This is a genomic window from Vibrio maritimus, assembly GCF_021441885.1.
Lineage (GTDB): Bacteria > Pseudomonadota > Gammaproteobacteria > Enterobacterales > Vibrionaceae > Vibrio > Vibrio maritimus_B.
This window is the reverse complement of sequence record NZ_CP090439.1, coordinates 530,379-556,579: the sequence shown is the minus strand read 5'-3', so window position 1 is coordinate 556,579 and position 26,201 is coordinate 530,379. Positions and strand designations below refer to the sequence as shown.

Genomic DNA, 26,201 nt, shown 5'->3' with positions numbered 1-26,201 from the left:
GGGAAACACTATGAACATGCTGACATTCGATAAAACAGAACTACATAAGAACCACTCAACCTTTATCGCTGAAGCCGTGTTTGCCGTCGAAATGGTGAAAGCTGATGAACAAATGGAAAAACAAAAAATGGCCAAGCAGCTTCTTGATACGCTGTTTCCACTAGAAAACGGTTCGCACGAGGATGTGGTGAGCTATGAGATTGATTACCGCCACGTTCAGGCTTATTTCAAAAATGGAGAGCACACAGGCCTCAAGCGTGCTAAGCATTTTGTGGCGTTTGTTGGTGACAAATGCTCACCAGAAGCGATTTTGCTTCGAGATGAAAGTGGTACGCACCTAGAGGTAACCATTGGTCGCCGAAAAGGTACCGGCAATCTTGAACTGGTTGAGATTGAAGATATCCAACTTGAGACCTGCACGACCTTTGGTCAGTCGGAAAATTGCCATGCGTCAGGTATTCGTCACTGGGTAAGTTTAGTAAAAGGTGATGGTCAAGGTCGCCCACGTGCTTGCAGTGAAGACAAAGAATACACCGCAAAAAATGGTGATGACTATAACCTCGGTTTCAGCTTCGCATTTTAATTCACGCTAGCACATTTGTTATTACCGAATTTTCCTTTGGTAGTTGCCCCGCTTAATAGTGGGGCTTTTTTTATGGAGTTTGAGAATGTTTTGGTTCTCGTAATCCTTTTCCTCAGCTAGTCTTACATGGTGTTGTTTCAATGTGTTAGCTGCTATGCCGCCGAAAAGAATAAAGACGCTCCCCTTACATGTTCACATGTTCATTATGTTCGTCACCCTGGTATTACTCGTATGTGGGGTACAGATTTGGATTACTCAAACTAGCCTAAACAAAGTTATTCTTGAGGCAAATGAGAACTTGTTTGAGAGGATAGCGAGCGAAACTCGCAGTAATATGTCCTTTCACTTTGGGCCGACTTTTAGCATTGTTGACGCCTTTTCTGCTGGTGAACTAACTAGAGAAACGGATCCTGATAAGCGATTTGCTTTCGCTCCTGAGTTAATGTCACTTCTTAGTGCACATAGACATGTTCTATCATTTAAGGCTGCATTCCCTGACGGAGAGTGGCTTGCTGTAGCGAGGGTTTACAATGGTGAACTCAGAAAGCTCATGAAGGTGGACAAGGTCGCTGAATTTGTCGCCTTTAGCTATAACACACACACCAAAGAATTGATTCAACAAAGCTACGATGCGCAACTGGTGCTGCTCGATACGCAGGTACTAGCGGGCATTGCCATAGATCCACGCACCACTAACTGGTTTAAAACCTCGTCATTCATAAAAGCCAAAGTGTCTACGCCTTATTTTATGCCTATTATCGGTCGTTCAGGCGTCACTATTCATCGTAAGTCATTAAACGGAGCTGCGTTTGGGGCGGATATTTTGTTGGAAGAAGTTTCGGAAGTACTTCAGGATAGTGATGAGAATCGAGATGCTCTGCGAGTAATGTACGATGATGACTTTAACGTTTATGCCTTCAGCCAACCGGAACTATTCAGAGTTAGGGATGCTATACGGTCAAGTACCGTGCTCAAGCTTAGCGATATAAACCATCCGCTAATCGCGAGCACGGCGAATGTGGTGGAATTCGGTCCTGTGGCAAAGGAGATTAATTACCAAGGGGAAAAGTGGGTTGTTAAGATCGATAGAGTGCGAAGCTCTAGAGATCAGATGTTCAACCTTGTAATGGCGGTGAAATCAGAGCAGCTTCTTAAAGAATCCAATATTGTAGCCAGGCGTTCAATCATAGGTTCGCTGATTGCTTTGCTTGCCGTGTTGCCTTGTATTTACCTTGCTTCGCAGTGGTTAGCGAGGCCTATTCGTCAAGCAACAAAAAAAGCTAAGTCCATTGAGCACTTTAAGTTTAGCGCGGTATCACAGCATCGCTCTCGAGTTACCGAGATCAAAGAGATGTCAGATTCTTTGCGTTCTATGCAATCTACGATAAAACGGTTTTTGTCGCTCACTAATTCGATGGCAAAAGAGGATGATTTAGAGAGTTTGCTCGCGCTTGTCTGCCAAGAAACGGCAGATGCGACTGACTCGAACAGTAGCTACCTATATCTACTAAGTAATGACGAGACCTGCCTAGAGCCAAGATTTTTGAGTATTCGTAATCAAGGCGTGTTAGACCCCTCATTGCAACCAGCCATTCCTTTGACAGACCCACTTATAAAGGAAGAGGTTCATCAGTTCTTTCAATTGAAACAGCCGGTGTTCACTCGCTACAACGAAGTTCGTACATACGTGCCGAGAGAGAGTGAATCCGACAATACGTTGTTTATCCCTCTGATAAACCGTAAACAACAGGTCATTGGCGCTCTTGGTCTTGGGTTTGATGACGCTCACGAAAGCGCCGTTCTACTTGAAAACCGAGAATACCTAGAAACGCTGGCAGCGTATGCATCTGTGACCATCGAGACCCAAACGATGATCAGGGATCAACGCGCATTACTAGACTCCTTTATTCAGGTAATGGCGGGCGCGATCGATACTAAGTCACCCTATACGGGTAACCACTGCCAAAAAGTCCCCGTATTGACGGAGATGCTGACTCTTGCCGCGCAACAACAAACACAAGGTAAGTATGCCGATTTTTCGTTGAGCGATGAGGAGTGGCAAGAGCTCCACATGGCCGCCTGGATGCACGATTGTGGCAAGGTGACAATACCCGAGCACATAATCGATAAATCGACAAAATTAGAGACTATTTACAACCGAATCCACGAAATTCGAACACGCTTTGAAGTGCTCAAGCGGGACGAAGAACTGTTCATGTATCGTCAGCGTTTTGCTGATGCTATCTCAGAGCAGGAGCGTCAACAGCTGCAAGCCAAGCTTGAAAAACTGGATGAAGAGTTTGATCTGATCGCTGAAATCAATTTAGGTTCAGAGTTTTTAGATGAGACCAAACTTAACCAACTTGAGCAAATAGCAGCGAGAACGTGGCAGACCACGATAGATAGGCGCAAAGGTTTGTCTTGGGAAGAATTAGCCCGCTTTGATAACCAAGATATCCAGGTACCAAGGACGGAACCCGTGCTTGCTGATCACCATGACCACCTCGTTCCATGGGAAAAAGAACCAAAACGAGAGTCGCGTTTTGTTCTACAAGCTGGTGAATACCAAAATAACCAAGGTGAGATGTATAACCTTTCAGTAAGAAAGGGCACCCTCAACAGTGAAGAGCGTTATATCATCAATAGCCACATGATTGAGACGATACGCATGCTGGAGAATCTTCCATTCCCGAAACATATGCAGAATGTCCCGTTGTTGGCTGGTAGTCATCATGAAAAGATGGATGGAACAGGCTACCCATTAGGTACAAAAGCCTCTGAGCTACCTATACCGGCGCGAGCAATGGCTATAGCGGATGTGTTTGAGGCACTGACAAGTTGCGATCGCCCTTATAAGAAAGCTAAGAAGCTGTCCGAAGCTCTGCGGATCATGAGCTTTATGGTAAGAGATAATCATCTAGATGGGGATTTGTTTGAGCTATTTTTAACATCAGGCGTCTATCTAGAATTCGCTCAACAGAACATAGACAGCTCGCAGATTGATGACATTCACATCGAAGATTATCTGACCCAGTAATGATGTAAAAAAAGACCGCTGCTAGCGGTCTTTTTTAGAAAGGCATGACGCGGTTGCGACCGGAGCGCTTAGCGTCGTATAGCTGTTTATCCGCACGCTCTACTAGAGAGGCATAGCTGTCACCAGCGACAAACTCAGCAACGCCAAATGAGGCGGTGATGTTGCCTACCTTGTTGCCGTTTTTACGATCCTTAATGGTCATTTTTTCGACCGCTAGACGCAGGGCATCGGCCATCTGTCTTGCGACTCGAAGAGACTTATTTGGGACAATTAGCGCAAACTCTTCACCACCAAAACGGTACGCAGCGATGCCACCTCGGCAGGCTTGCTTCAGTCGTTGGGAAATGCCTTTGAGAATGGTATCGCCAAACAAATGCCCCATTTCGTCGTTGAATTTTTTGAAGTGGTCAATATCGAGAAGAATCAGGCTCATTGGTTGCTTTGCTTGACAGAACATTGTTAAGTCAGCATCAAATGCACCACGATTGTAAAGGGTGGTGAGACTATCAAACATGGCATTACATTGGACTTTGGCCAATTGAGATTTTAAGCGGCTTATCTCGTCACTGGCATTCTTCAACTGCCCTTGAATAAAATCAGTGGAGTGGCGTATTTCGCTTGCTTCATCAACTAGCTGCTTGATTAGTGGCATCACGTCATCAAGGGTTGGTGCACGTTCAGCATCAAGGCTTGACGATAAACCGTCGAAGCTATTCTCGAGAGCTTTCGAAAAATCGGTGGTATCAGTGAGTGCATCGGACATGGAACTCGACATTTCCGTCACTATTGCCTCTAGATTTACCTTGAGATCTTGCAAATCGACTTCGGCTTTGTCAGCGATGTGGTTTCTGTATAGAGAAGCGGAATTGACGGGTGGCAGGACATCGTAGTCTTTTAAGATGGCGTCCATGTCTGCATTTAACTCAGGGATCGTTTGATCAACATAGGTGTACCAGAGTGCGTAATTAGCTGGCGTAGCGGGCACGTGATGTTTCACCATCAATGGTACTGCCTTTTTGAGGTTGGCAGCCGATTTTTGAAAATCGTTTTTCTTCATAGTCCGTATTTGTCCTTAACTCATTCCGATATGTGCCGCGATCTTTTTTTTGTTATTTTTTATTTGTTTGTATAAGCAATTATCTAACGAGATAGGCAAATTGTCACTTTTGGAACCTCAGTTTTTGTAAATGTCCCCAGTTTTGGGTGTGATATTGCTTCAGTAACGATACATTTTAAATATATCGTTACTGAGTTCTTTGACAATGATCACCGATTGGCTTGCTTTAAACGGCGCTCTCGTCGTTTTACCATCGCCTCTTTTGCCAGGTGGTCGAACAACGGAGCAAAGAGGTTGGCAAACAGGATTGCGAGCATGATGCCTTCGGGGTAGGCGGGATTGAGCACGCGTATAAAGATGGTCATCACACCGATCAGTATTCCGTAAGCAATCTTACCTGTATCGGTAAACGCCGCAGAAACAGGGTCTGTCGCCATAAAAAAGGTGCCAAATGCCACGCCGCCAATCACAAAATGCCACCATATTGGCATTGAGAACATAGGGTTAGTGTCTGAGCCTATGGTATTCAGTAGTGTCGCGGTGACAGTGAGTCCTATCAGTACACCTAGAACAATCCGCCATGAGGCAATGCCAATGGCAATCAGGAAGATACCCGCTATCAAAATGAACAAGGTGGAGACCTCGCCCATAGAGCCCGGTAAGTTTCCGATAAAGGCGTCAGTCCAGCTTAATACCTCTCCCGTCATGTTGTTGACCAACGCACTTTGCCCGCCTTCATACCATTGACTCAGTGGTGTGGCGCCTGAATAGCCATCGGCAGCAACCCAAACGGCTCCACCTGACATCTGAGCAGGATAAGCAAAATAGAGGAATGCGCGCCCCGCGAGTGCTGGATTGAGAAAATTGCGTCCTGTTCCACCAAATACTTCCTTCGCCACAACGATACCGAAGGTGATGCCAAGTGCCGCTTGCCAGAGAGGAATAGTGGGAGGCAGGATAAGTGCGAACAGAATGGAGCTGACGAAGAAGCCTTCATTAACTTCATGTTTGCGGACAATGGAGAACAAGACTTCCCAGAAGCCCCCAACGATAAATACCGTCGCGTAGACAGGTAGGAAGTAACTGGCTCCGTAGAGCATCTCACGTCCCCAGCCTACGGTCGCTAGTGCCTCAGGGCTTCCAAAGGCGAAAGACAACCGCCAGCTCTCTTCGAATAGAGTGGAGATTTCAGCAAGAGTGTAGGTCGCTGTCAACGCAGCATTGGCTTGGTGACCAATGTTGTACATACCCCAAAACATAGCGGGGAACACAGCAAGCCACACCATGATCATAATGCGTTTAAGGTCGATGCTGTCTCGTAAATGGGTACGCCCCTTGGTCACATGACCTGGCGTATAAAAAAGGGTGGCGACAGCCTCATAGAGTGGGTAGTAGGTTTGGTATTTCCCTCCGGGTTCAAAATGTGGAGCTAAGTTATCTAAAGTTTTTTTGAGTGCCATAACTCATGCCTCCTCTGCAATAACACAGTTATTACGTGTTGGTTTCGCGATATGTCCACTCTTTGACTAAGCTAACTAGCGCAATCACTCGTATGTGAATGAAGGCAAACGCTTTATGAGTGCGGGATAGTGAGGACAATATGACGACTCGACGAGGTATTTATTGGTTTTATAACGATTGTCGACTCCACGACAATCCGTTGCTTGCGAAAGCAGCGCGGGAAGTCGACTCCCTGCATTGCGTCTATTTTCCAGAGCTAAAAAGTCAGTTTGAGCGACGCTTCTTACCCATCGAAATAAACGACGATGCCAGGCAGCATTTCGCTATGCAGTCTATTGGCGAACTCAATCAATCTTTGAGGCAAGTCGGGCAAGTATTGCACAAGCTAGAGGCTGATGGTCTCAGTCAAGCTCTAGAAGTGCTCAATGAACTTATCAGAACCTATAACATTACCGATCTGTTTGTTTCGCACTCCGCAAGTTGGTATCTGGATACCATAGTTGAGAAATTGGAGGGGCAACATCCCAAGCTAGCCATTCATCGAGACGACACACACAGCCTCTTTAAAGAGACCGAGCTTCCCTTTGATCTTGGAGATCTTCCTCAGAGTTTCTCAAAGTTCAGAAAGTTGATAGAAAAACAGCCCATTCCCTTACCTAGTGGAACGGTCACCACACTTCCACCTCCGGTAAACAATCGACAAGGGCTTCCAGAGGCTTATGGAAGCTTCGAGGAGGCGCTCGATCTAGGTCAAAATGTACGAGGAGGTGAATTGGCAGGACTGTCCCATGTGCGAAGCTACTTCGAAACCGATGCTGCGCTTAGCTACAAAAAGACGCGAAATGCGCTCGATGATTGGCAAAGCTCGACTAAGTTTTCGCTTTGGCTAGCCAATGGCAATATCTCTGCGAAAGCAATAGTAAGCCAACTTCATCGTTTTGAGCGACACAACGGCGCCAACGATTCAACCTACTGGATCGTGTTTGAACTGTTGTGGCGAGAGTACTTCCATTGGTATGGCAGACGACATGGTGCTCGGTTGTTTGCTTTTTCGGGCATTCAAAATAAGGCACCCTTGACCTCATTTTACGCTCAACGTTTTCGTCAATGGGTTAATGGCACTACCCCTTTCCCGATAGTTAACGCTTGTATGCGCCAACTTAAACAGACGGGTTACATGTCGAATCGAGGTCGTCAGCTCGTTGCCAGTTGCTTGGTACACGAGCTGTCGATTGACTGGCGCTACGGCGCAAACTATTTCCAACACACGCTTATTGACTATGACGTGGGGTCTAATTGGGGCAACTGGCAATATCTAGCTGGGGTGGGAGCCGATCCTAGAGGGCATAGGAAATTTGACCTACAAAAACAGACTCAAATGTATGATCCTGATGGGGTTTTCATCCGTAAGTGGCAAGGAGAGGGAATGACTATTAGTGTCGATGCCGTCGATATGGTGGACTGGCCCCTAGACACGAATGAGTAGCAGCCAATATATAGCAGCTAATAAGTAGTAACAAGGGAGAGAGCGATGACGTATCACACCATTAGGCTTGTGTTGGGTGACCAGTTGAATGAGCGACATTCTTGGTTTTCTTCCGTGGATGATGGCGTTCTGTATCTCATCGCCGAGCTCAAGCAAGAATCTGAATACGTGACTCATCACATACAGAAGCAGGTCGCGTTCTTTCTCGCAATGGAGTCGTTTGCTCGTGCTCTTACGGAATTAGGGCACAGCGTTGAGTATCTCAACCTTGACCAAAGCAGTCAGTATAAAAGCCTGTCTGACCTTATCGTGACGAAATGCCAACAGACACAAGCATCCCGATTCGAATACCAACGCCCTGATGAATATCGATTGCTACAACAACTCAGAGAGTTGAAACTGGAGCACGCGCAAGTAGAAGAAGTCGATACGGAGCATTTTCTCCTACCGTTTTCTGAGATTGAGGAGATGTTTCCAACCGGCAAGGCGGTAGTCATGGACCATTTCTACCGGAAGATGCGTCGCCGACACGGTATGCTGATGGCTAACGAGGATAAGCCACTTGGCGGAAAGTGGAGCTATGATGCCGACAATCGTAATAAATTGAAGGTCAACGATATCAAAGAACTGCCCAGCCCGTTGATGTTCTCAAACCCAACCCAATCTACTGTCGAGCGAATCCATCGTCATGGATTGAAGTCCATTGGTGAGATTGGAGAGCATTTACTGTGGCCGATTAATCGTGAGCAGTCACTCAACCTTCTTGCGCACTTTTGCAATATCTGTCTTCCTAACTTTGGACGCTTTCAAGATTCGATGACAGGAGAGCATGACTCTATGTGGAGTCTTTATCACTGTCGACTGTCATTTTCGCTCAACAGCAAGATGCTGTCACCGACAGAAGTGTTGTATGCGGCTATCGATAGCTACTCACAGTCTGACGGTGATATTACGCTTGCACAAGTCGAAGGGTTCGTTCGACAAATTCTTGGTTGGCGAGAGTACATTCGCGGTATGTACTGGAGCAATATGCCGGATTATAAGCGCAAGAATGCGCTTGATGCTCACCGACCGCTACCAGATTTTTACTGGACCGGACAAACCAAAATGCGTTGTATGCAACACGCCATCAACCAGTCATTAGAGTACGCCTATGCGCATCACATCCAACGTCTAATGGTTACGGGCAACTTTGCATTGCTGACCGAGGTTGACCCTGACCTAGTCGAAGAGTGGTATTTAGGTATTTACATCGACGCGATTGAGTGGGTAGAGATGCCGAATACTCGAGGCATGGCGCTTTACGCCGATGGCGGTTTGATCGCGACGAAACCATACTGCTCGAGCGGTGGATACATAAACAAGATGAGTGATTACTGTGGTGGCTGCTACTACAACGTCAAAGAGCGCAAGGGAGAACAGGCTTGTCCATTCAACGGCTTCTATTGGCGCTTTATGCACAAGCATCGAGAACGTCTGGGAAACAACCCAAGAATTGCGATGATTTACCGCACATGGGATCGAATGGCTCCAGAAGTACAGGACGAACATCTAACCACAGCCGAAGCCAATCTGGCACGCATCAACGAGTTGTAGGGAGCAGATGTGACAACAAACGTACTAATTGTGGGCGGTTCCGGTGGTATCGGCTGGGCAATGTGTCGGCAACTTGCGCAATTACCGGAGATTCAAGTCTTTGCCACTTATCGCAGCACACTGCCCCAAGGCTCTGAGGACTACGAACGCATTTCTTGGTTCCAACTCGATGTCATGGAACAGGCGCATTATCCAATGCTGGTGGAGAGGCTTAGCGAGGTAGTGCACCTAGATTGGCTGATAAACTGTGTCGGCGCGCTCTCTATTAATGAACGTATGCCGGAAAAGAGCTTAAAATCGGTGGACGCAGAGCAGTTTACTGATTCAATAAGAATCAATACCTTACCTACCTTACTGCTAGCTCAGCACTTTCAACCTCTTTTGAGAAAAGCACACTCGCCAATCTTTGCAACCATTTCGGCTCGGGTTGGCAGCATCACTGACAACGCCCTAGGAGGCTGGTACAGCTACCGATGCTCAAAAGCAGCGCTTAATATGGCGCTCAAGAACATCAGTATTGAATGGGGGCGTTTGATGCCGCGTTCGTGTACGGTTGCGCTCCATCCGGGAACAACCGACACGTCGTTGTCCAAGCCTTTTCAAGCACGAGTCCCAGAGCACAAACTCTTTTCAGCAGATAAGACGGCTAGCTTACTTATCAAGGTTCTCCAGTCCCTCGACCGCAGTAATAACGGCCAGTTTCTCGCGTACGACGGGTCACTCATCGAGTGGTAGGCGACGCTTGTTGGATGAGCATCGCTTCGAACAGTATTTCACTTCGTCCCAGCACTTATCCCACTTCTTTCTCCAATTAAAGCTGCGTTGGCAAACTGGACATAGTTTTTGGGGAAGATGAGCCTTCTTGTGCATTTGTATTTTCGACAGTAGTTCGACACATTTTGATATACGCAACCAGACTATTGAAGGTGCAGTTTGCACTGAGTTTTCTCAGATGATATACGGGGATGTAGTTAATATTGTCGTTATTATCTATTCTATAGTTGAGCAGTGGTGAGAAAGGTAAAGATTCATGGAACTAGAAATCTATCAGGTGAACGCGTTTACTGCGGAGCCGTTTAAGGGTAACCCCGCTGGGGTTTGTATTACTCAAGAGCCATTGCCAGCATCACTTATGTTGAGTATTGCCAAAGAAATGGCGATATCCGAGACCGCATTTTTGTCGCTCAGCGATAAACGATTACGTTGGTTCACACCTCAAGTTGAGGTTGCGTTATGTGGGCATGGAACACTTGCAACAGTGAAGGTTCTTGATGACTTGAAGCTGTTAAATGATGACGGCTCTTATGAGTTTCACACCTTGTCTGGTGAGCTATCAGCGAAGAAATCTGGAGAGCGAATCTCGATGGATTTTCCGCTCTATCACCCAGTGGAAAGCACATTAATCTCTCCTGATAAGTGTGCAGCGCTCGGTATCAAGGATGATGATATTGAGTTTTGTGCAGAGTTTGAGGGTGGAAAAGACTTCATCGTGCTTAAAAGTGAAGACAAGCTTCACCAATTGGCGCCAAACTTCCACGCTTTACTGCAAACCGAAGGACGCTCTATCGTTGTGACTGCAAAATCATCGAGAAGCGATGTGGACTTTATCGCTAGATACTTTGCGCCATGGGTAGGTGTGAATGAAGACCCTGTGACCGGCTCTGCGTATTGTGCATTGGCACCGTATTGGGCTGAGAGGTTGGGTAAGTGTTCTTTAATTGGCTATCAAGATTCTGAGCGTGGTGGCTACGTCGGTATGATGATTAAGGGCGAACGTATAGAGCTCAGTGGCCAAGCCGTGACCCTTATTAGGGGCACGATCAACATTTAGCTGTATTTAGCTGTTACCCTTTTTCTGTTTTAGGTTATCTTTGTCGAGTGACATTAAGATATCCAATAAAATCAGGAGTTTTTATGATCGAACACCAACCAGAACGCCATCGATTCGTCTTTGCAAAAGATGGTCACGAGAGTGTACTTGAATATAAGTTGGACGAAAGTAACGTGAACTTTACTCGCACGTTTGTACCGGATGTGTTTCGTGGTCAAGGGATTGCCAAGCAGTTAGTCGATAAAGGGTTAGCATGGGCGAAAGGCGAGCAATATCAGATTGAAGCTGACTGTTGGTATGTCGCTAAGTTTTTAGATTGAGATTCATAAATAATAGGCGATGCGACGACAGGAGCTAGCCTAAGGTTCTCCCCCTTAATAAGGGGGAGCTAGAGGGGGGTAAAAACGGACTTACAACGTGTGTCCTGCTTTCGATTCTGCCTCCGCATTGACCCCTCCCAGCCTCCCCTTAGCAAGGGGAGGAGCAAAACAGTTCTTCGCTACACATAGCTTTTTAGTAATCGGCGATGCGACGATAGGAGCTAGCCTATGGTTCTCCCCCTTAGTAACGGGGCGCGTAGCTGGGGGAGCTAGAGGGGGTAAATCGGACTAACAACGTGCGTCCTGCTTTCGATTCACGCGCGGAGCTTTACCCCTCCCAGCCTCACGGATACGCGCCCCGCTTCCAAGGGGAGGAGCAAATATTCCGCTACATTTAGCTTTATAATACTAGGCGATGCAACCCACTAAAACCCACTCACCAACTCATCAATCACCTGCATCACTTCCGCCACTTTCCCACTATTAGCTGCCTGCGGGTGCGGTGCTGCAAAACGACCGATATCGTTGTCAAAGTACTTACCAGAAGCATCGGCAAACTCTTCATCCAATGCCGCTCGGCGAAGAATATCAGCACCGATGTTGATATCGCCGCCAGCAACGCCATACGCGTCTTTTACCATCTTACTGCCCAGCATAGACGCCGGATTTACCGCAACAATCACTGGACCTTGGCTGCCAAGCTCTTTAGCCATCTCTTGTGACCAAATAGTAATGGCTAACTTACTTTGCGCGTATGCCATGCCATCACCTAGAGCTGAATTACCACGCAGCGCTTCGGTCTCCACCGGTGCTTGAGCTGCAGAGGATAAGTTAACAACACGTCCAGACTTAAGCAGAGGCAACAGTGCTTTGGTTAACAGGTAAGGGGCCAGTGTGTTCACCGCAAAACGCACATCGAAACCATCTTTAGTACGCGCATTGTTTGTGGTGTAGACACCTGCGTTGTTGATCAGCGCATCTAGGCTGTCGTGTTCACTTTTCACCTTATCAGCAAACGGTTTAATTTCCGACAATACAGACAGGTCAGCAATGTAGGTTTCAACTTCAGCATCACTATTTACATCAAGAAGTGTTTGTTTGGCTGCTTCGAGCTTTTGAGGATTTCGGCCATGGATCAATACACGGTGACCTTCTGCGACGAGCATTTTTGCTGCAGCTAAGCCAATTCCGTCAGTAGCGCCTGTAATTAGTACGGTTTTTTTCATTTTTAAACACTCCAAAGGCATGATGTGGGGGACTTCTCGAGTCTGGCTCTATCATAGATTATCAATGTTACACATTCTATCGGTGCCAGCATGGAAACAGTTTATAGATATTTTTGATAATCATGGATGTGTAAATCCCTCTGCTACCCGTGGGTAACAGAGGGGGTGAACCATAAAATCGTTCATTCTTTATCGATTAGGGTCGAGTGGATAGGGATCTAAACCATTACTCACACCGTCATCGTCACTATCATTATAGATACCATCGACAGGAGCGCGCCCCCATTCGTCGAGTGAGCGATTGATCGCACTAGATATCGACACGTTGTCGAAGTAAATGGTTCTCGCATCTCTTATCTCAGTGTACATACCGATTTTGGTATAGCCATCGTTACCAATGAGTAAAGTTTTCCCCGAGCGATCAAGCTTGAGCTCACCATTTACCCAGATCATAACGCGCCCATCGGAGCCCAGTGATTTCTTGAAATAGACACGTATGTCGGTCCATTGATCTTGTGGTGCAAAGCCAAGATCAACGATTGGATTGTTTGGCGATTGAAAGGTGAGTTTAAAGTCACCGTTGTTACTCAGCCTGATTGCACCGTGTGGACCAGATTGAAACGATTTCCATTGAGTGACAATGATGGAATACTTAGTGACATTCTGCCAAGACACATCGGGGCGGATACTTGCACTGAAGTAATAATCATCCCCCGCTGAATAATTGTAATCACTGTTCATGAACGCGATTTCGCTTCGAAAGGCTGGTGGCTCCCCAAAAAACTTGAGTACATGCTCTCCTGTACGCGCCCAGGGCACATTCTCGACGCTGTAATAGTGATAGCTAGCTGGTACTTGAGTGAGAGAGTCGTAACTGCTAGAAAAAGAGGGCGTTAAGAGTTGCTCTAGCCCAGACTGAGGGGTACCGTTTTCATAGTTCGCGGTGTAGATTGTCGCTGCGTTCTCAATCGTCGTTGTGCGTTCGACCAAAACGTCAACTCGTGTTGGCTCTGAGAGGTTAAATCCATCATCGACTTGATAGCTGAACTCATCAAGCCCGACGAAGTTCTCTTCTGGTGTGTAAAGCACTTTACCCTCAGAAACAGTGAGCGAGCCATAACTCGCTGAGTCAGCGAGAACGATAGCAAGTTCATCCGCTTCAGGATCAATGTCGTTGGCTAATACATCGCACAATAGTTGTTGATTCTCTACCCCTTCACAATTGTCTGGCGCTGTATTGGTGACCAGATTTTGAGAGCGGCTAGGATCGAGAGGGTAATCATCGTCAAGATCGGGCACACCATCATTGTCGTCATCTAAATCCTTATTATCTCCGACTCCATCGCTGTCGGAGTCTTTGGTTTCGGATGCATCATTAGGAAAGGCATCTTCGGCGTCGACAACGCCATCACCATCGGTGTCTTTAGATAATGGCGAGAGATCAAACTGAAGTTTGTCGACACGCACTGACCCGTCACGGGCATAGAGAGTAAACGTGTGTTCCCCTTGTTCGAGATAAAGTGTTGTCGGTGGTGATTGTTCGAACGTTCGAGAGTTTCCTGAGCTGGATAAAAATGCGAGCTTCGCAAGAACAGATTGCCCCTCACGCAACTCGACGACTTTTGACGCTGTCGCTTTTGAACCTAGCCACGCCGAAAATTCGTAGTAGCCAGTGCTCGGCACGCTGACGGTATAGTTCATCCATTCATCACGACTAAACCAACCAACATGAGTCGCGTCTCCGTGGGTAGAAAAGTCGACCCATTCATTGCGATAGTCGTGAGAGCCTCGATTATCTGCCTCTTTATCTGAGTACGCTACACCCTGCCCACCTAAGTCAAAATCTTCTGCTTCAACGGTAGTCGGCAACTCATGAAAAGGTAACACCCATTTTTCTGGATCCAATGGAAACACATCAACAGTGTCGATAACTCCATCACCATCGGTGTCAGCTGCGAAAGCGGAAAACGAAAGACAAGAACAGGTAATGGCCGTCGCCAATGAATTAAACCGCAATACTCTACTCATACGTCACTCCTTGATTGTTTGATACGCACAGACGCTCCGCCTCCATGCTAGAAGGTGATAAACATCGGGTAAGAAAGAGTGCACTCAGCTTGAAGATAGCTAATCCAATATCTATATCAAACTGGTTTTATATAGATGGCGTGAATGTGTTTGAGCTGTCATTGTGAAATTTGGATGATTCTATGGCAACTTGCTGTGTGTGCTGAGAAATTCAGTATTTCTGAGTTAAAGACTAATAATATCAGTTATTTGTAGGACGATCGCATTACGTGTCTCACTTTCATTTGGGGGCTAGAGTAAGCGGAAGAGCCACTTTACTCGAATTGGCAACGTTTGAAGTTGAACTCTCTATTACGATTTTAATGACTTAATCTATTAAGTAATGTGTCATCAATTTTTATCTAATAATTTCAATTGGTTGAAGTTTAGGTGCAGGCAATATCTCTTCTTGGTGATATTTGTTGTAAATTGGAACAAAAATCTCGTACATGTGTGCTAGTGCAGGTAGTACCAGTTTGATATGCTATTGGTGAATCGGTGGTTTGGAGATGTACGATGAAGCGGATGAAGTGGGCAGTTTTGGTTCCCGCATTAATACTCGTTGGATGCAGCAAACCCGAAATGGATGTCACGGACACAGAGCTCAATGCTCACCACGCTGAGCAGGTAGTGATTGTGCACGGACTCGCCCGCAGTGCTTGGTCGATGCAAAATATGTCAAAGGGCATCGCGGATCAGGGGTACCAAGTTTGTGTGGTTGACTATCCGACGATTCGCCAGCCGATAGAAAATACTTTAGAGAAAAGCGCGGAAGAGCTTTCTCGCTGTATAGCAGAATTTGATACCGCGACACACCATGCCACCAACCAACCTAAAGTCCACTTCGTCGGTCACTCACTAGGCGGTTTAGTGATTCGCTCCTATCTCGCGAAGCATCCTGAGTTTGTTCAATCAGAACAAATGGGTAATGTTGTTTTCGTAGGTACACCAAATCATGGTAGTGATGTTGCCGATTTTTTCTCCGATACCTGGATGCTATCCCTTGTTGGTGGTACGGCGGAGTCGTTGACGACCAGTCCTAACAGCTTTCCAAATCAATTACCGCTCCCAAACTACGACTTTGGCGTGATAGCCGGAACGCAAAGTTATCCGGTGTTCAATGGCATGTTTGCAAAGACCAACGATGGCTTGGTGTCGGTAGAATCGACCAAGCTCAAAGGGATGAAGGATTTCGTCGAAGTCGATATCAAACACGACCGTCTGCGTCGAGATCCTTATGTGACGGAATTAATTCTCAACTTCTTGCAAACTGAGCGATTCGAAAAGTAATCGCTTAGATTCTTACACCGTAGGGTAACTGTTTAAACAGCTTAGGGTCGGTTTTAACATTTGGCCCTTCGTAAGGTGGTTGCCAATCCAAAAGCATAATGGCGAGTACGTTTCTATGTTCACCATAGGCAAAATCAAAGTCGCCGGATACCGATGGGATCATACCGTGTCGTTTATCAATAGACTTTGTGATGGCCGCACGAGCTTTTGCTACGACTGGATCGTCTTCCAAACCAGCTAACAAAAAGCTAATGCCGACTTCTGCGATAATGTCTTCTTTAGTGTGCTGAATAATATCGTCAATGTTGCGGCGGAAATAGTCGTAGATCCATTGATGCTCTTGCTCGCTAACTTGACGTTGATAGTAACCAGAGTCTGCCAAAATAATATGGGTCATACCGTAAAGCTTGTTGCCAAATTGCTGCTTGCTTAGTCGGTAGTCTTCGCTGTTTGGATACGTTTTCTTAAATGCAGTGATAAACTCATCGACTAGATCCTGTTCGCCAATCTGTTTTAACCAGTAGGCTTGGTTGGCAAGTTGCGCCGCCCATGCCGTGATCATCTCTTTGTTGGTGAGTACAGATTCGAAGTCATAGCTACGCAGAAGTTTACGAAGCTTCTTATCATCTTTGTGGGTGACACCATACTCTTGCAGTCTAGCGAGATACCTTAGAACATCGAGCCCCATGAAGAAGTATTCTGGCTGGTCTTTGGTCGCCTTGTATCGACGGACACTTCTCTCGTCTTTGCCTTTTTTGTATTCATTGAGGCGCTCTAAAGAATGCTGGTGGATAGCATCCGGTGTGGTGACGTTTGCAGCAATGTGATTAAGTCGGTCGGTGACGTTGGCAAGATCCACGAGTATCGTTGTTTTGTATTTGGTGTCTTGCGTCTGCCTATACATGCGTAAGCCAAAATGACCTTGCTTATAGGGAGACAAGGAAAACAGTCGAGACTCGTAAGTGTTTTTAACCACGTTTGCGTGTGCCTGAAGTTGATGCGGTTTTGGCGTGCTACTGAAGTCAATAATACTAGCACCAGTAATTAGAAAGGCACTAACCGTTAATGCGAGTATCCGTTTTTTCAATATCATAGCTTCTTCCTTCCACCAAAAGATCGCTATAGTGTAAGAATTAACCGACGAGCAATTGTAATGGTTACGTCAGTTTTATTGTTTTGTTGAATGTGTTGCGGTGGAGTAAGCAAAGGCACGAAGGATTTCGTGCCTTAGATTAAGGAAGGTTTAAGATACTGTAAATCGGGAGACTAGCTGCTCTAATTGAGAAGCTCTGCCGTTTAAGTGAGTACTGCCGTCACGATTTTTTGCGGCTAGACTCGCAGACTCAGCACTTTGGTCTGAGATGACCACAATGCGCTGTGCAATGTCTTTACCAACAATAGCTTGTTCTTCTGTTGCCGTTGCTATAAGTGCATTCATATCGTGGATATTGGCGATAGCTCGCTGGATCTCCTCGATTGCTGCAGCTGCATCATTAGCTTGTTGAACCGTTGCTTCACCGCGTGTTCTGCTTGAGTCCATCGCTTTTACCGCTTCATCAGAAGCGCCCTTTAACTGTTCGATCATTTGGTTGATTTCACCAGTGCTCTGTTGCGTGCGACTCGCAAGTTGACGCACTTCATCAGCGACAACTGCAAATCCCCGGCCCTGTTCACCTGCTCGAGCGGCTTCGATAGCAGCGTTAAGCGCAAGTAAGTTGGTTTGCTCCGCGATATCTTGTATGACAGCGAGTGATGTCGAGATGTTCTTCACGTCGCCCTCTAGCCTGCTAATCACATTACTGGCTTGTAGTACTTCTTCTGCGAGTTCACGTACCGAGGAAGCGGCAGTGTTTACCGTCAATTGTGCGTCGCGAGCGTTCGTGTCGGCTTCTTGAGCTGACGCGGCAGCGCTGGTTGCGTTACTGGAAATTTCTGATGATGTTGTGGTCATCTCGGTCATTGCCGTTGCCACTTGTTCGGTCTCTTCACGCTGACTGGAAGCTAGGCTGTCAACTTGAGCGGCACGAGACTTCATTTCTTTGGTTTCTTCAACCACGGCATGGCTAGTGCTCGATACATTAGCAATGATTTCCTGTAAGCTTGAAACAAAGGCATTGAAGTTACGTCCCAAGCGCTTAAATTCAGGGGCGTCAAACTCTTCCATACGTGCAGTCAGGTCGGCATCGCCCTTTGCAAAGCTTTGAAGTGAAGTGTCGAATTTCTCTAGTGGCTTCATGATGCTGCGATTGATGAAGGTCGCAAGCACAAACACAAAGGCGAGTGTGACGCCAGATAGAATAAAGATGGTGAAAATTTTGCTCTGCAGGGCAGAGGTGGCTTCTTGCTCCATTTTAGAAATGGTTTGGTCGATGTCATCGATATAGAAGCCAGTGCCAATCATGAGATCCCATTCGGGGATATACATAGAGAAGCTTAACTTAGGTTCTGCTAGAGTTTGTCCCGGTTTTGGAAAGTAGTAGGTCGTATACTGTCCGGACTTGGCGTTTTGAATCAAGTCTTGGATAAAGTAGTTCCCTTTACTGTCTTGAGCCGAATAGTAGTTGTTGCCAATATCTTTAGTGCTCGTCCCCATCAAAAGTCGATCACCTTTGGAGTTATAGCCGAAGATATAGCCATTGCCGTCAAACTTCAGATGGCGCAGCACCTCTAAACCTTCTTCTAGGTTGGCACCCTCTTTTGCTAACCTCAAGACTGAGGTTTGAGCAAGTTCAACGTAGTTTTTGAGTTCAAGTTGCTTATTGCTGAGTAGGTTCTGGCGAGTGTCATCAAACTGTTGTTGATTTAGTGCAGAAACCTTGGAGTAGGTGATCCCCAGTATCCCAATTGTAACGAGCAGCAAAGGTACTATGGTGAGTACATAAAGTCGCTTTCGAATCGACAAATTCATAAACATTCATCCTAATAGTTGTAGTTGTGTATCGTGCCCTTTTATTGAGCATCTGAACAATAAGTAAGCAAACGCTGTGCCATTTACAGGATGAAGATCGGTAATAAAGCGTCACGGATTATACTTTCATCTTAACTATCTGTTTGTTAAGGACATAATCATAGCGGTCTGGTGGTCTGACCCGTCGTGCTGCAGCTAAGGGTTCGATCAGAAGCGAGGGGTGTGGTGTCACGAGGGGCGGTTTTGGTATTGGGTGGATAAATATTGCCACCCCCTGTTATTGATGGTGTTTATCTATTTGAAATTATTGAATAAATTCTTTGTCGCTATTGCTTTTTCTTGACTATGCTCAAAGAGCGAGGCAGGGAGTTTGCCACGCAGAACAACACGTTAGTAAGGAGATATCGCAATGAAATCATTAGTGGTTTTCGTGCTTAGCACGGTATGTTCTTTTTTTGCATTAGCCGATGATGCAGGTGAGCCTGGCAATATTTGTCTAACCGATGCCGGTCTGGTGGTCACAACTCACCTCGATACCTGTCCGAAAGATATGAAGAAACTCTAACGCAATTGAACCAGCTTAGCTGGTTCTTTTTTTTCACTAGGCTTAGAACTCACTCCGCAACCATTTACTCTCACTTAAACCAAATAGCTCGTTAACTAAACTTTTCCCATTATTATTCAAAGTCGAAAATACACTGAATCATCGTTTTGGAAATATCACAGTAATATACTTGGGTATTTTACTTTTGGTATTTTATAATATATATCTAAGTACTTTATTCATTCCATATTTAAGCTATTCGCTTTTGCGTTAGTTCATGTTGTGTCCTATTTTTCTTTTAAATAGATTCAAAAGGTAATTAAAAATCGTCATTTTTAACCAAAATGAAACCTTTTTGGATCGCTTTTCTATCATGATTAACTGATGGTTATCAATGTGGGCTTGTGTATCAGTGAAACTTTATAATTTTGAGACATAGAGCATTACTATTTTTTCAAAATATTGATTTGAACTATTTCAATATTTATTTTTGGTAGTAAGTTAATAATCAACAAACAAAGTAGTACTTTCTAGTAGTGGCATTAATAATGGTTACAACACATGTAACATTAGTGTTCTTCGCTAGAGAATTATTATACCTGTTTGATACTAGTCAGAGTGAATGGCCATGATGGCCAACTTTTTTACCAGAAGGATGCTTGTTGAAATTTTGCCGATTGAACCGGAGGCTTTGTCTCATCTTGGCAAAAGGGATACGCAGAATAGTTATGCTAAAAAACCTATTTAACAAACTTGGGATCGAACTTTGGTTTTCAGCCCACCTCGCATACGGCTTTGTACAGCTTGTATTCATTCCTATTGTTATGCCAGCTTTCGTTGCCGAGCGAACGGGTAGTTTTGCCAATGCAGGTATTGCAATGGGTTTCTTCGGTGTGGCAGGTCTCGCAGCACCGATTATCGGTTTACTTGCCGATAAGTTTAAAGCGCACCGCTTAGCGCAGTTCTTAGGCATGATCGCGTATATCGTCGCTGGTTTCTGCTACATCGCATCGGGTACTGATTTTACAATGATGGCGATTGGCTCAGTGTTCTTTGGTCTGGGTTCCGCAACGCTGTTAATGCTAAACCCAGTGTTTATTGCCTTTGCTGGATACGACAACAAAACTGAGGCACTAAAGCTTGGTCGTATGGCGCAAGCGGCGATCATCGGTACTTTGCTAGGTGGTGGTGCATTAGCGGCATTGACTGATGGTGGATTTGGCTATGAGACAAGCTTTTACACAATGATGGCGACTGTGGCTGTTTTATCTGTTGTGACATTTCTTAGCAATAAAGAAGCTGGACAGCGCGTATTGGACACGGCTGAAGCGCGTGAAAAAGAGGCGGCAGAAGAATCCCAAGAGAAAGTGAACATCGTTAAAGTACTATTCTCGAAGTTTGGGCTGTTCTTATTTGCCGTAGCTGCCTTATGTGCTGGCCAAGGTGCATTCCAGGCTCAATTTCCTAACCTGATGAAAAATGCATTCACGGTGTCTGAAGCCTTGTCAGCGACGAGTCTTTCTATCTCAGCAGTACTAGGTTTGATTGTTGTTATTGCAGCTGAGAGATTTTCAGCGAAGTTTGGACCAACAGCACTATTCAAACTGTGTACTGTTGCGTCTATTGCAGTAATCGCAGCACTGTATTTTATCGCAGAACTTCAGTTCATTCCGACTGTGATTCTACCAGTGGCTTTGGTGATCGTTTACCTACAAGGCATTACCGTGACAGACATGTGTTCGCCGGCGGTCGCGTCTCGCTTGACACGTGTTGGTGCGGGCTACACGCAAGGTTTGATGATGTTCTTTATCTCAATCGGTTTTGCGACAGGTAGTGCGATCAGTGGTTTCACGGTTGAGTCATTCAGTTGGAGTGCTCTGCCTGTAGCCATTGGTGTGTTAACTGCTATCGCATTTGTGGCAATTTGGATTGTCACCAAAGAAAAGCAAACGCACGAGCACAAAGCAAAGACAAATCACGCTTGAGCTGAAAAGGGTGATTGATAACAAAAGGGAGCAAATTTGCTCCCTTTTCTGGTTATAAGTGTACGATAAAAGTGACTTGAGGAAACTGTGTTCTCAAATACCACGCCCTTAAAAGCTTTGCCAAATCGCCGTCAGACCACTAATTGAGCACAACAATAAAGCCGCCAGTCGGACCTTCTCTTTCGGTAGTGACTGGGTAGTAAGTCTTGCTAAGTGATAGCCCAACCACGCCGCGGGAATGAGTGGCACAGTGATATAGAGGTGATGGAGCGTAAGAAAGCCAATAGGGGCTTGCACAATAAGCGACATGATTGAGCTGAACACAAAGAACGCTGATAGGTTGCCGCGTAGCTGATTCGCTTCTTGATGCTGAAGTAGAAGTGCCATTGGCGGACCACCAATACCACTGCTAGTGCCAAAGAAGCCTGAAAAGAAGCCTGCAATACCCATTCTTGTTGGTGTTGGTTCAATACGCACGGGTAAAAGGCTCACAACAACCGCAAAAACAACCAACAACCCTAGCCAGAGTGACAGCACTTGAGTCGATACGTATAGCAACAAAGCTGCACCCGCAACAGAGCCAGGAACGCGACCTATCATTGCCATTTTAAGCCCGCCGATAGCGATGTTGCTCTTGTGCTTCATGGCGTTAAGGATTGAGATAAACAAAGCGACGAGGCAAATCGGAGCCGGCACATAGTCTGGAGAGACTTGAAACAAGAGAGGTGCCGCCACAATGGCGAGTCCAAAGCCGATTGCTGTTTGCACGTAAGCGCCAACGAAGATCAATAGCATCGCAATGAGTGAGGTTTGGCTGAGCCAATCAGCAAGCATGAATCATCCTTTTCAATATCAAAGGTCATAGAGGGCGACATTGTACCGCTAAGTTACGGTAAGGGGCAGAGGACTTTAACGATAAACTGGATATTATTGATATATAGGAAGGCATGAAATAATTGATTTAAATCAAGCTTAATGCCTTAGAATAAAAAAAGGGAGCAAATAGCTCCCTAAAAATATAAAGCAACGTAAAAAGGTTTATTAGAAGAATGTCGCTGTATATTCCCTTACAAAAACTCAATCAGAGTTTTCCATCCCTGTGCACAGTAATAATTCAGCGGCGAATGCACCACTGCTGAACGTGATACCAGCCATCAATAGCACGATAGCGTACTTGCTTGCTATGATACATAACCCTAAGGTGTTGATTATTCTCTCCATATTACTTCTCCTTAAATCAGGAACCGTTATTGACTAGGTGTATTTTACAATAACCCACCAGGCCAAATTGAGAGCCGACGCTATTATTAAATCGATTTATGAATTATGTTCCGTAAAACGCGAACGCGTCATAGAATTACAACTGGTTACAATCAATTTTGATTATTGATGCTGACGAATATCACTTTTGTTATTTCACTTTAGCGATAGGGCTTGATAAAGGTATATTATTTTCCCTGAGTACGACTTTGCCTTGAAGTAGACACAAAAAAACAGCGCCAAATGGCGCTGTTTTTAGATGTTTCTGTGATTTTATGGCTGCTGGCGGGTCGGAGCCAATACAATTTCACGAATACACACGTTTTGAGGTTGTGCATAAGCAAACTCTACCGCTCTCGCAACATCATCGGCTGCAAGTACACCACCCATGACTTCTTTCCATTGATCGTAGCCATCTTTGATCTCTTGTGAAGTTGTGTGCGACAACAGTTCTGTTTCTACCGCGCCAGGAGCGATGGTGACAACACGAACATCAGACTCTGCAACTTCTTCACGAACGTTCTCTGAAATAGCGTGAACGGCAAACTTGGTACCGCAATACGCAGCGTGGTTGCCAAAGGTTTTGCGACCGGCAATCGAGCTGATATTGATGATGGTGCCGGCGTTGCGTGCCTTCATTGGTGCAAGTACCGCCTGCATACCATTGAGAAGACCAACGACGTTCACGTCAAACATGGTTTTCCATTCTGATGCGTCTTGAGTATCGATCTGACCTAGTAGCATAACGCCAGCATTGTTAATCAGAGCGTCAGCAGGACCAAATTGCTCTTCCGCTTTAGCAATGGCTGCTTCAAACGTCGCTTTGTCGGTGATGTCGACTTTTTCACACAGTGTATTAGGTAGTTGCAGTGCTTCTAGCTTCTCTACGCGACGAGCAAGAAGAAGCAGTGGGTGACCAGCATAACTTAAACGACGTGCGATCGCTTCGCCAATACCAGAACTTGCACCTGTAATAACAACTAGCTTTTTCATATGTTCACCCTTTTTTGAATTAGTGGACTTCTGTAGTGAAGTTGCTAACAAGTCTAGTCAAAAAACTATTGTTGATATATGGGGATTTAATTAAAACAGTGTTGTTATATTGCAACAATGAACTTGCTAGTTTTCTTTCTATACTCTACTCATTGCATTAGTTCGTATCAGAATAACAAGAGCGATGAAATGGCACATTTCGTTGGAACTATTGTCATAAAGGGATAAGATTTGCGTTCGAATTTTGAGGGAAGACTGATGTATAAGTGGTTATTGGTTTTAGTTTTGTCTATTGCTCTTCCATTTCAAGCGCTTAGTTTGGAATTAGCAAAAGATGCTGTCGTTGATCGAGTGGAAGTAAAAAAGTCTTCGAGACGAATGTACTTGATGGACGGTGATGTTGTGGTCCGAGAGTATCGAATTGCACTCGGAAAAAATCCACGTGGACACAAGATTCAGGAAGGTGACAATCGCACCCCTGAGGGCAAATATTACCTCGACTTCGTAATGGATGATTCTGCGTTTTATCGTTCTATGCACATTAGCTATCCAAATTTGAGAGATAAGAAACGCGCACAAAGTTTAGGGGTGAGTCCCGGAGGAAACATCAAGATTCACGGACTCAAAAATGACAACAATAAGCCACCACAGTTTGTGCAAAGCTTCGACTGGACCAATGGCTGCATTGCCATTACCAACGATGAGATGGACGAGCTGGTCTCTCTAGTTAAGATTGGTACGCCCATCTATATTCGTTGGTAGTTGTTTTACTGGGGTTAGTAGCGATAGGTTAGACCGAAACTCACACCGTAACCTTTATTTTGCACATCCACCTGATAGCTTTCATTCAGCTTCACGTTCTTTCTCGCATAGTTCTCGCTAAAGCCAGAAAGATCAAAGGTCAGGTGTTCGTTTACCGCGTAGGCTGCGCCGAGTCGATAACGAACATCTTCTCCACCAAAGGAATCAATCGCTTCATCCATACTAACGCCACCACGTAGCGCTAACTGCCCAATGCGATATTCCATGGAAGTTGCGTAGCGTTTGCTGTGACGGGATCCTTTCAACAGTTGGATAGGATCGTCATAGTCAGCGTAGGTAACACCTTGACCATCCCAACGCGATAGACTGAAGGTGTTGTGCCATGACCAATTGTCGGTCAAAGCAATAGTCCCGTAGACGCTTGTTATCGATGGTAGAGCAAATTGGATATTACTGTCACCAAACTGGCTATCGAGCCTGTGTGTTGCTGCAAGAGTCAGCCACGAGTTAGCTTGCCAAGTTGCGCTGATAGCACCTGTCCAGCCATCGGTATTGCCTGTTGTTGTCTCAGTATTACACCCGCCTAAGAACTTACATTTATCAACTTCAAGCAAGTAGTCCGCATATTGATATTCAAGCGTTAAACCAATACTCACATCTCCCATCTTATAGGCAACGCTAGGCGCAAAGGACACGACGATAGGGCGCACTCGCGCTTGCTCTAAGATGCGTATATTGAGTGGCGGCGGAAGCCTAAACTCTGAAATCGAAATATCTGCTGCGGTGCGACTATAGGCAGCGAGACCAACGAACCAGTTTGAGTCTATCGGCATCACCATAAAGCCAGCTGGAATAGGATTCGCTTTTGAGTAAGACGATTGCGTGCCCAAAATATCGTAATCAGTATCGACCTGATAGCGAGTGACACTCGCGGTTACCGTAGTGGTCTCTAACTGCGTCATACTGGACGGAGCGGTTGCCAAAATACTTGCATCGACTGCTGATGCGCCATTCGCGCTCGCGAGCGCACTATTTGAAGTTGAGGATTCCCAAAAGTTAAGACCAGTGGCGTTAGCGATCGGTGAACTACAAACCATTGCCGTAATGGCAATACGTTGTGTAAGAGACATGTTTGTTATCAAGCTATGAAAAAACGGCATTCTAGCATGGTGGATTTTTATACCATGCAATTTTTGTGTGAATAAAAGTGACATTGCTGATTGCAAGCCGTGAGTGCGGTGTTAGTAGACGTTATAAGAGGATGGGTCTCGTTACTAACTCTATGATGTTTTGTGGTATGTGCAGTGTAAGTAGCCGTTGCGTTTCTTACGAGTTAAGAAAGTATGCTTTGATGTTTTGACTTAAAAGACTGTCAGAATTTTCCTTTGAGCGCTTCGGGGTAAAAATTAATGTGACGTATGAGGTGACGATCGTGAGCATGAATAGTGCTTGTGGGGGTAGGAGCATAAACATGTAGCTCACGACCGTCTGAGCTCTTCTAGTCAAAAAACTGGCAGGTTTTTGCGAGTTGCAAAAGGGCATTTGCTTGTAATTGAGATTTGGCGTTGCTTAGCTGATTTAAATAGTAAGCTTTTAAAGGGCGTGCAGAGCTGCTGGTTCGTCGCGTTGTATCTTTTCTCATTAGGCTCTCCGGTATCTTTTGTGTTGGGGGGAATCTGTACATATTGTGTTGTTTTATGCGGTATAATAAAACAGATAGTATTTTGGGTATCTTGTTCCTTATATTGGCTTAAAACCAAGGATTTCGCCTTTTTAAGTCATAGTTGTCATATAT

At 45.5% G+C, this 26,201-nt stretch carries 22 protein-coding genes; 11 read left to right on the top strand and 11 right to left on the bottom strand.

The window, feature by feature from the left end; translation table 11 throughout:
- Window positions 1-10: 10 nt before the first annotated feature.
- Both LY387_RS19075 and LY387_RS19070 read left to right on the top strand, forming a co-directional pair.
- A complete protein-coding gene (locus tag LY387_RS19075) occupies window positions 11-583 on the top strand; it encodes a malate synthase (protein ID WP_042474638.1) in 573 nt (190 codons plus the stop codon).
- 334 nt (window positions 584-917) lie between these two features.
- A complete protein-coding gene (locus tag LY387_RS19070; RefSeq protein ID WP_234497413.1) occupies window positions 918-3,620 on the top strand; it encodes an HD domain-containing phosphohydrolase in 2,703 nt (900 codons plus the stop codon).
- 34 nt (window positions 3,621-3,654) lie between these two features.
- On the opposite strand, the gene LY387_RS19065 is transcribed toward LY387_RS19070, so the two are convergent.
- Together LY387_RS19065 and LY387_RS19060 are read right to left on the bottom strand one after the other, a co-directional pair.
- Window positions 3,655-4,677: a GGDEF domain-containing protein gene (locus tag LY387_RS19065; RefSeq protein WP_234497412.1), complete on the bottom strand. Its 1,023-nt coding sequence runs from the start codon at window positions 4,675-4,677 to the stop codon at window positions 3,655-3,657.
- A gap of 209 nt (window positions 4,678-4,886) precedes the next feature.
- Complete coding sequence (locus tag LY387_RS19060; protein WP_234497411.1) at window positions 4,887-6,137, bottom strand: NADH:ubiquinone reductase (Na(+)-transporting) subunit B; 1,251 nt, start codon at window positions 6,135-6,137, stop codon at window positions 4,887-4,889.
- A 140-nt stretch (window positions 6,138-6,277) separates the two neighbouring features.
- Between LY387_RS19060 and LY387_RS19055 the strand changes: the two genes are divergently transcribed.
- The 3 genes from LY387_RS19055 to LY387_RS19045 are packed head-to-tail and all read left to right on the top strand — an operon-like array spanning window position 6,278 to window position 9,955.
- Complete coding sequence (locus LY387_RS19055; RefSeq protein WP_234497410.1) at window positions 6,278-7,624, top strand: DASH family cryptochrome; 1,347 nt, start codon at window positions 6,278-6,280, stop codon at window positions 7,622-7,624.
- A 45-nt stretch (window positions 7,625-7,669) separates the two neighbouring features.
- Window positions 7,670-9,220, top strand: a complete 1,551-nt coding sequence (locus LY387_RS19050; RefSeq protein ID WP_234497409.1) for a cryptochrome/photolyase family protein — start codon at window positions 7,670-7,672, stop codon at window positions 9,218-9,220.
- Between the two features lie 9 nt (window positions 9,221-9,229).
- Window positions 9,230-9,955: an SDR family NAD(P)-dependent oxidoreductase gene (locus LY387_RS19045; RefSeq protein ID WP_267967710.1), complete on the top strand. Its 726-nt coding sequence runs from the start codon at window positions 9,230-9,232 to the stop codon at window positions 9,953-9,955.
- On the opposite strand, the gene LY387_RS19040 is transcribed toward LY387_RS19045, so the two are convergent.
- Window positions 9,938-10,090 (bottom strand): DUF2256 domain-containing protein, encoded by a 153-nt coding sequence (locus tag LY387_RS19040; protein ID WP_419153462.1) that lies wholly within the window; start codon window positions 10,088-10,090, stop codon window positions 9,938-9,940. The two genes, LY387_RS19045 and LY387_RS19040, sit on opposite strands and share 18 nt — an antisense overlap.
- A 160-nt stretch (window positions 10,091-10,250) precedes the next feature.
- Between LY387_RS19040 and LY387_RS19035 the strand changes: the two genes are divergently transcribed.
- Together LY387_RS19035 and LY387_RS19030 are read left to right on the top strand one after the other, a co-directional pair.
- Window positions 10,251-11,051 carry a PhzF family phenazine biosynthesis protein gene (locus LY387_RS19035; protein ID WP_234497408.1) on the top strand — a complete coding sequence of 267 codons (801 nt, stop codon included), beginning with the start codon at window positions 10,251-10,253 and terminating at the stop codon, window positions 11,049-11,051.
- An 83-nt stretch (window positions 11,052-11,134) separates the two neighbouring features.
- The gene (locus LY387_RS19030; protein WP_234497407.1) at window positions 11,135-11,371 is read left to right on the top strand and encodes a GNAT family N-acetyltransferase; all 237 of its coding nucleotides are present in this window, start codon (window positions 11,135-11,137) and stop codon (window positions 11,369-11,371) included.
- A 425-nt stretch (window positions 11,372-11,796) separates the two neighbouring features.
- On the opposite strand, the gene LY387_RS19025 is transcribed toward LY387_RS19030, so the two are convergent.
- Both LY387_RS19025 and LY387_RS19020 read right to left on the bottom strand, forming a co-directional pair.
- On the bottom strand, window positions 11,797-12,597 hold the full coding sequence (locus tag LY387_RS19025; protein WP_234497406.1) for an SDR family NAD(P)-dependent oxidoreductase: 801 nt from the start codon (window positions 12,595-12,597) through the stop codon (window positions 11,797-11,799).
- A gap of 189 nt (window positions 12,598-12,786) precedes the next feature.
- Window positions 12,787-14,625, bottom strand: coding sequence for a heparin lyase I family protein (locus LY387_RS19020; protein WP_234497405.1), 1,839 nt, complete (start codon window positions 14,623-14,625; stop codon window positions 12,787-12,789).
- A gap of 555 nt (window positions 14,626-15,180) precedes the next feature.
- On the opposite strand from LY387_RS19020, the gene LY387_RS19015 reads away from it, so the two are divergent.
- Window positions 15,181-15,954 carry an alpha/beta fold hydrolase gene (locus LY387_RS19015; protein WP_234497403.1) on the top strand — a complete coding sequence of 258 codons (774 nt, stop codon included), beginning with the start codon at window positions 15,181-15,183 and terminating at the stop codon, window positions 15,952-15,954.
- 4 nt (window positions 15,955-15,958) lie between these two features.
- On the opposite strand, the gene LY387_RS19010 is transcribed toward LY387_RS19015, so the two are convergent.
- Together LY387_RS19010 and LY387_RS19005 are read right to left on the bottom strand one after the other, a co-directional pair.
- On the bottom strand, window positions 15,959-17,047 hold the full coding sequence (locus tag LY387_RS19010; protein ID WP_234497402.1) for a DUF3541 domain-containing protein: 1,089 nt from the start codon (window positions 17,045-17,047) through the stop codon (window positions 15,959-15,961).
- A gap of 150 nt (window positions 17,048-17,197) precedes the next feature.
- Window positions 17,198-18,862, bottom strand: coding sequence for a methyl-accepting chemotaxis protein (locus LY387_RS19005; RefSeq protein ID WP_234497401.1), 1,665 nt, complete (start codon window positions 18,860-18,862; stop codon window positions 17,198-17,200).
- Window positions 18,863-19,271: 409 nt separating this feature from the next.
- On the opposite strand from LY387_RS19005, the gene LY387_RS19000 reads away from it, so the two are divergent.
- Both LY387_RS19000 and LY387_RS18995 read left to right on the top strand, forming a co-directional pair.
- Window positions 19,272-19,427, top strand: a complete 156-nt coding sequence (locus LY387_RS19000; RefSeq protein WP_197058753.1) for a hypothetical protein — start codon at window positions 19,272-19,274, stop codon at window positions 19,425-19,427.
- Between the two features lie 707 nt (window positions 19,428-20,134).
- On the top strand, window positions 20,135-21,391 hold the full coding sequence (locus tag LY387_RS18995) for an MFS transporter (RefSeq protein WP_234497400.1): 1,257 nt from the start codon (window positions 20,135-20,137) through the stop codon (window positions 21,389-21,391).
- A gap of 108 nt (window positions 21,392-21,499) precedes the next feature.
- On the opposite strand, the gene LY387_RS18990 is transcribed toward LY387_RS18995, so the two are convergent.
- The 3 genes from LY387_RS18990 to LY387_RS18980 form a co-directional block, all read right to left on the bottom strand.
- Window positions 21,500-22,225, bottom strand: a complete 726-nt coding sequence (locus LY387_RS18990) for a sulfite exporter TauE/SafE family protein (RefSeq protein ID WP_234497399.1) — start codon at window positions 22,223-22,225, stop codon at window positions 21,500-21,502.
- 243 nt (window positions 22,226-22,468) lie between these two features.
- Window positions 22,469-22,612 carry a hypothetical protein gene (locus tag LY387_RS18985; RefSeq protein ID WP_197058751.1) on the bottom strand — a complete coding sequence of 48 codons (144 nt, stop codon included), beginning with the start codon at window positions 22,610-22,612 and terminating at the stop codon, window positions 22,469-22,471.
- A gap of 312 nt (window positions 22,613-22,924) precedes the next feature.
- The gene (locus LY387_RS18980) at window positions 22,925-23,644 is read right to left on the bottom strand and encodes an SDR family oxidoreductase (protein ID WP_234497398.1); all 720 of its coding nucleotides are present in this window, start codon (window positions 23,642-23,644) and stop codon (window positions 22,925-22,927) included.
- Window positions 23,645-23,902: 258 nt separating this feature from the next.
- Here LY387_RS18980 and LY387_RS18975 point away from each other — a divergent pair, with 258 nt between their 5' ends.
- Window positions 23,903-24,406: a L,D-transpeptidase family protein gene (locus LY387_RS18975; protein ID WP_234497397.1), complete on the top strand. Its 504-nt coding sequence runs from the start codon at window positions 23,903-23,905 to the stop codon at window positions 24,404-24,406.
- A 14-nt stretch (window positions 24,407-24,420) separates the two neighbouring features.
- Here the strand turns inward: LY387_RS18975 and LY387_RS18970 are convergent, their stop codons facing one another.
- Entirely contained in the window at window positions 24,421-25,536 is a 1,116-nt protein-coding gene (locus LY387_RS18970) for an OmpP1/FadL family transporter (RefSeq protein ID WP_234497396.1), read from the bottom strand.
- Window positions 25,537-26,201 lie beyond the last annotated feature (665 nt).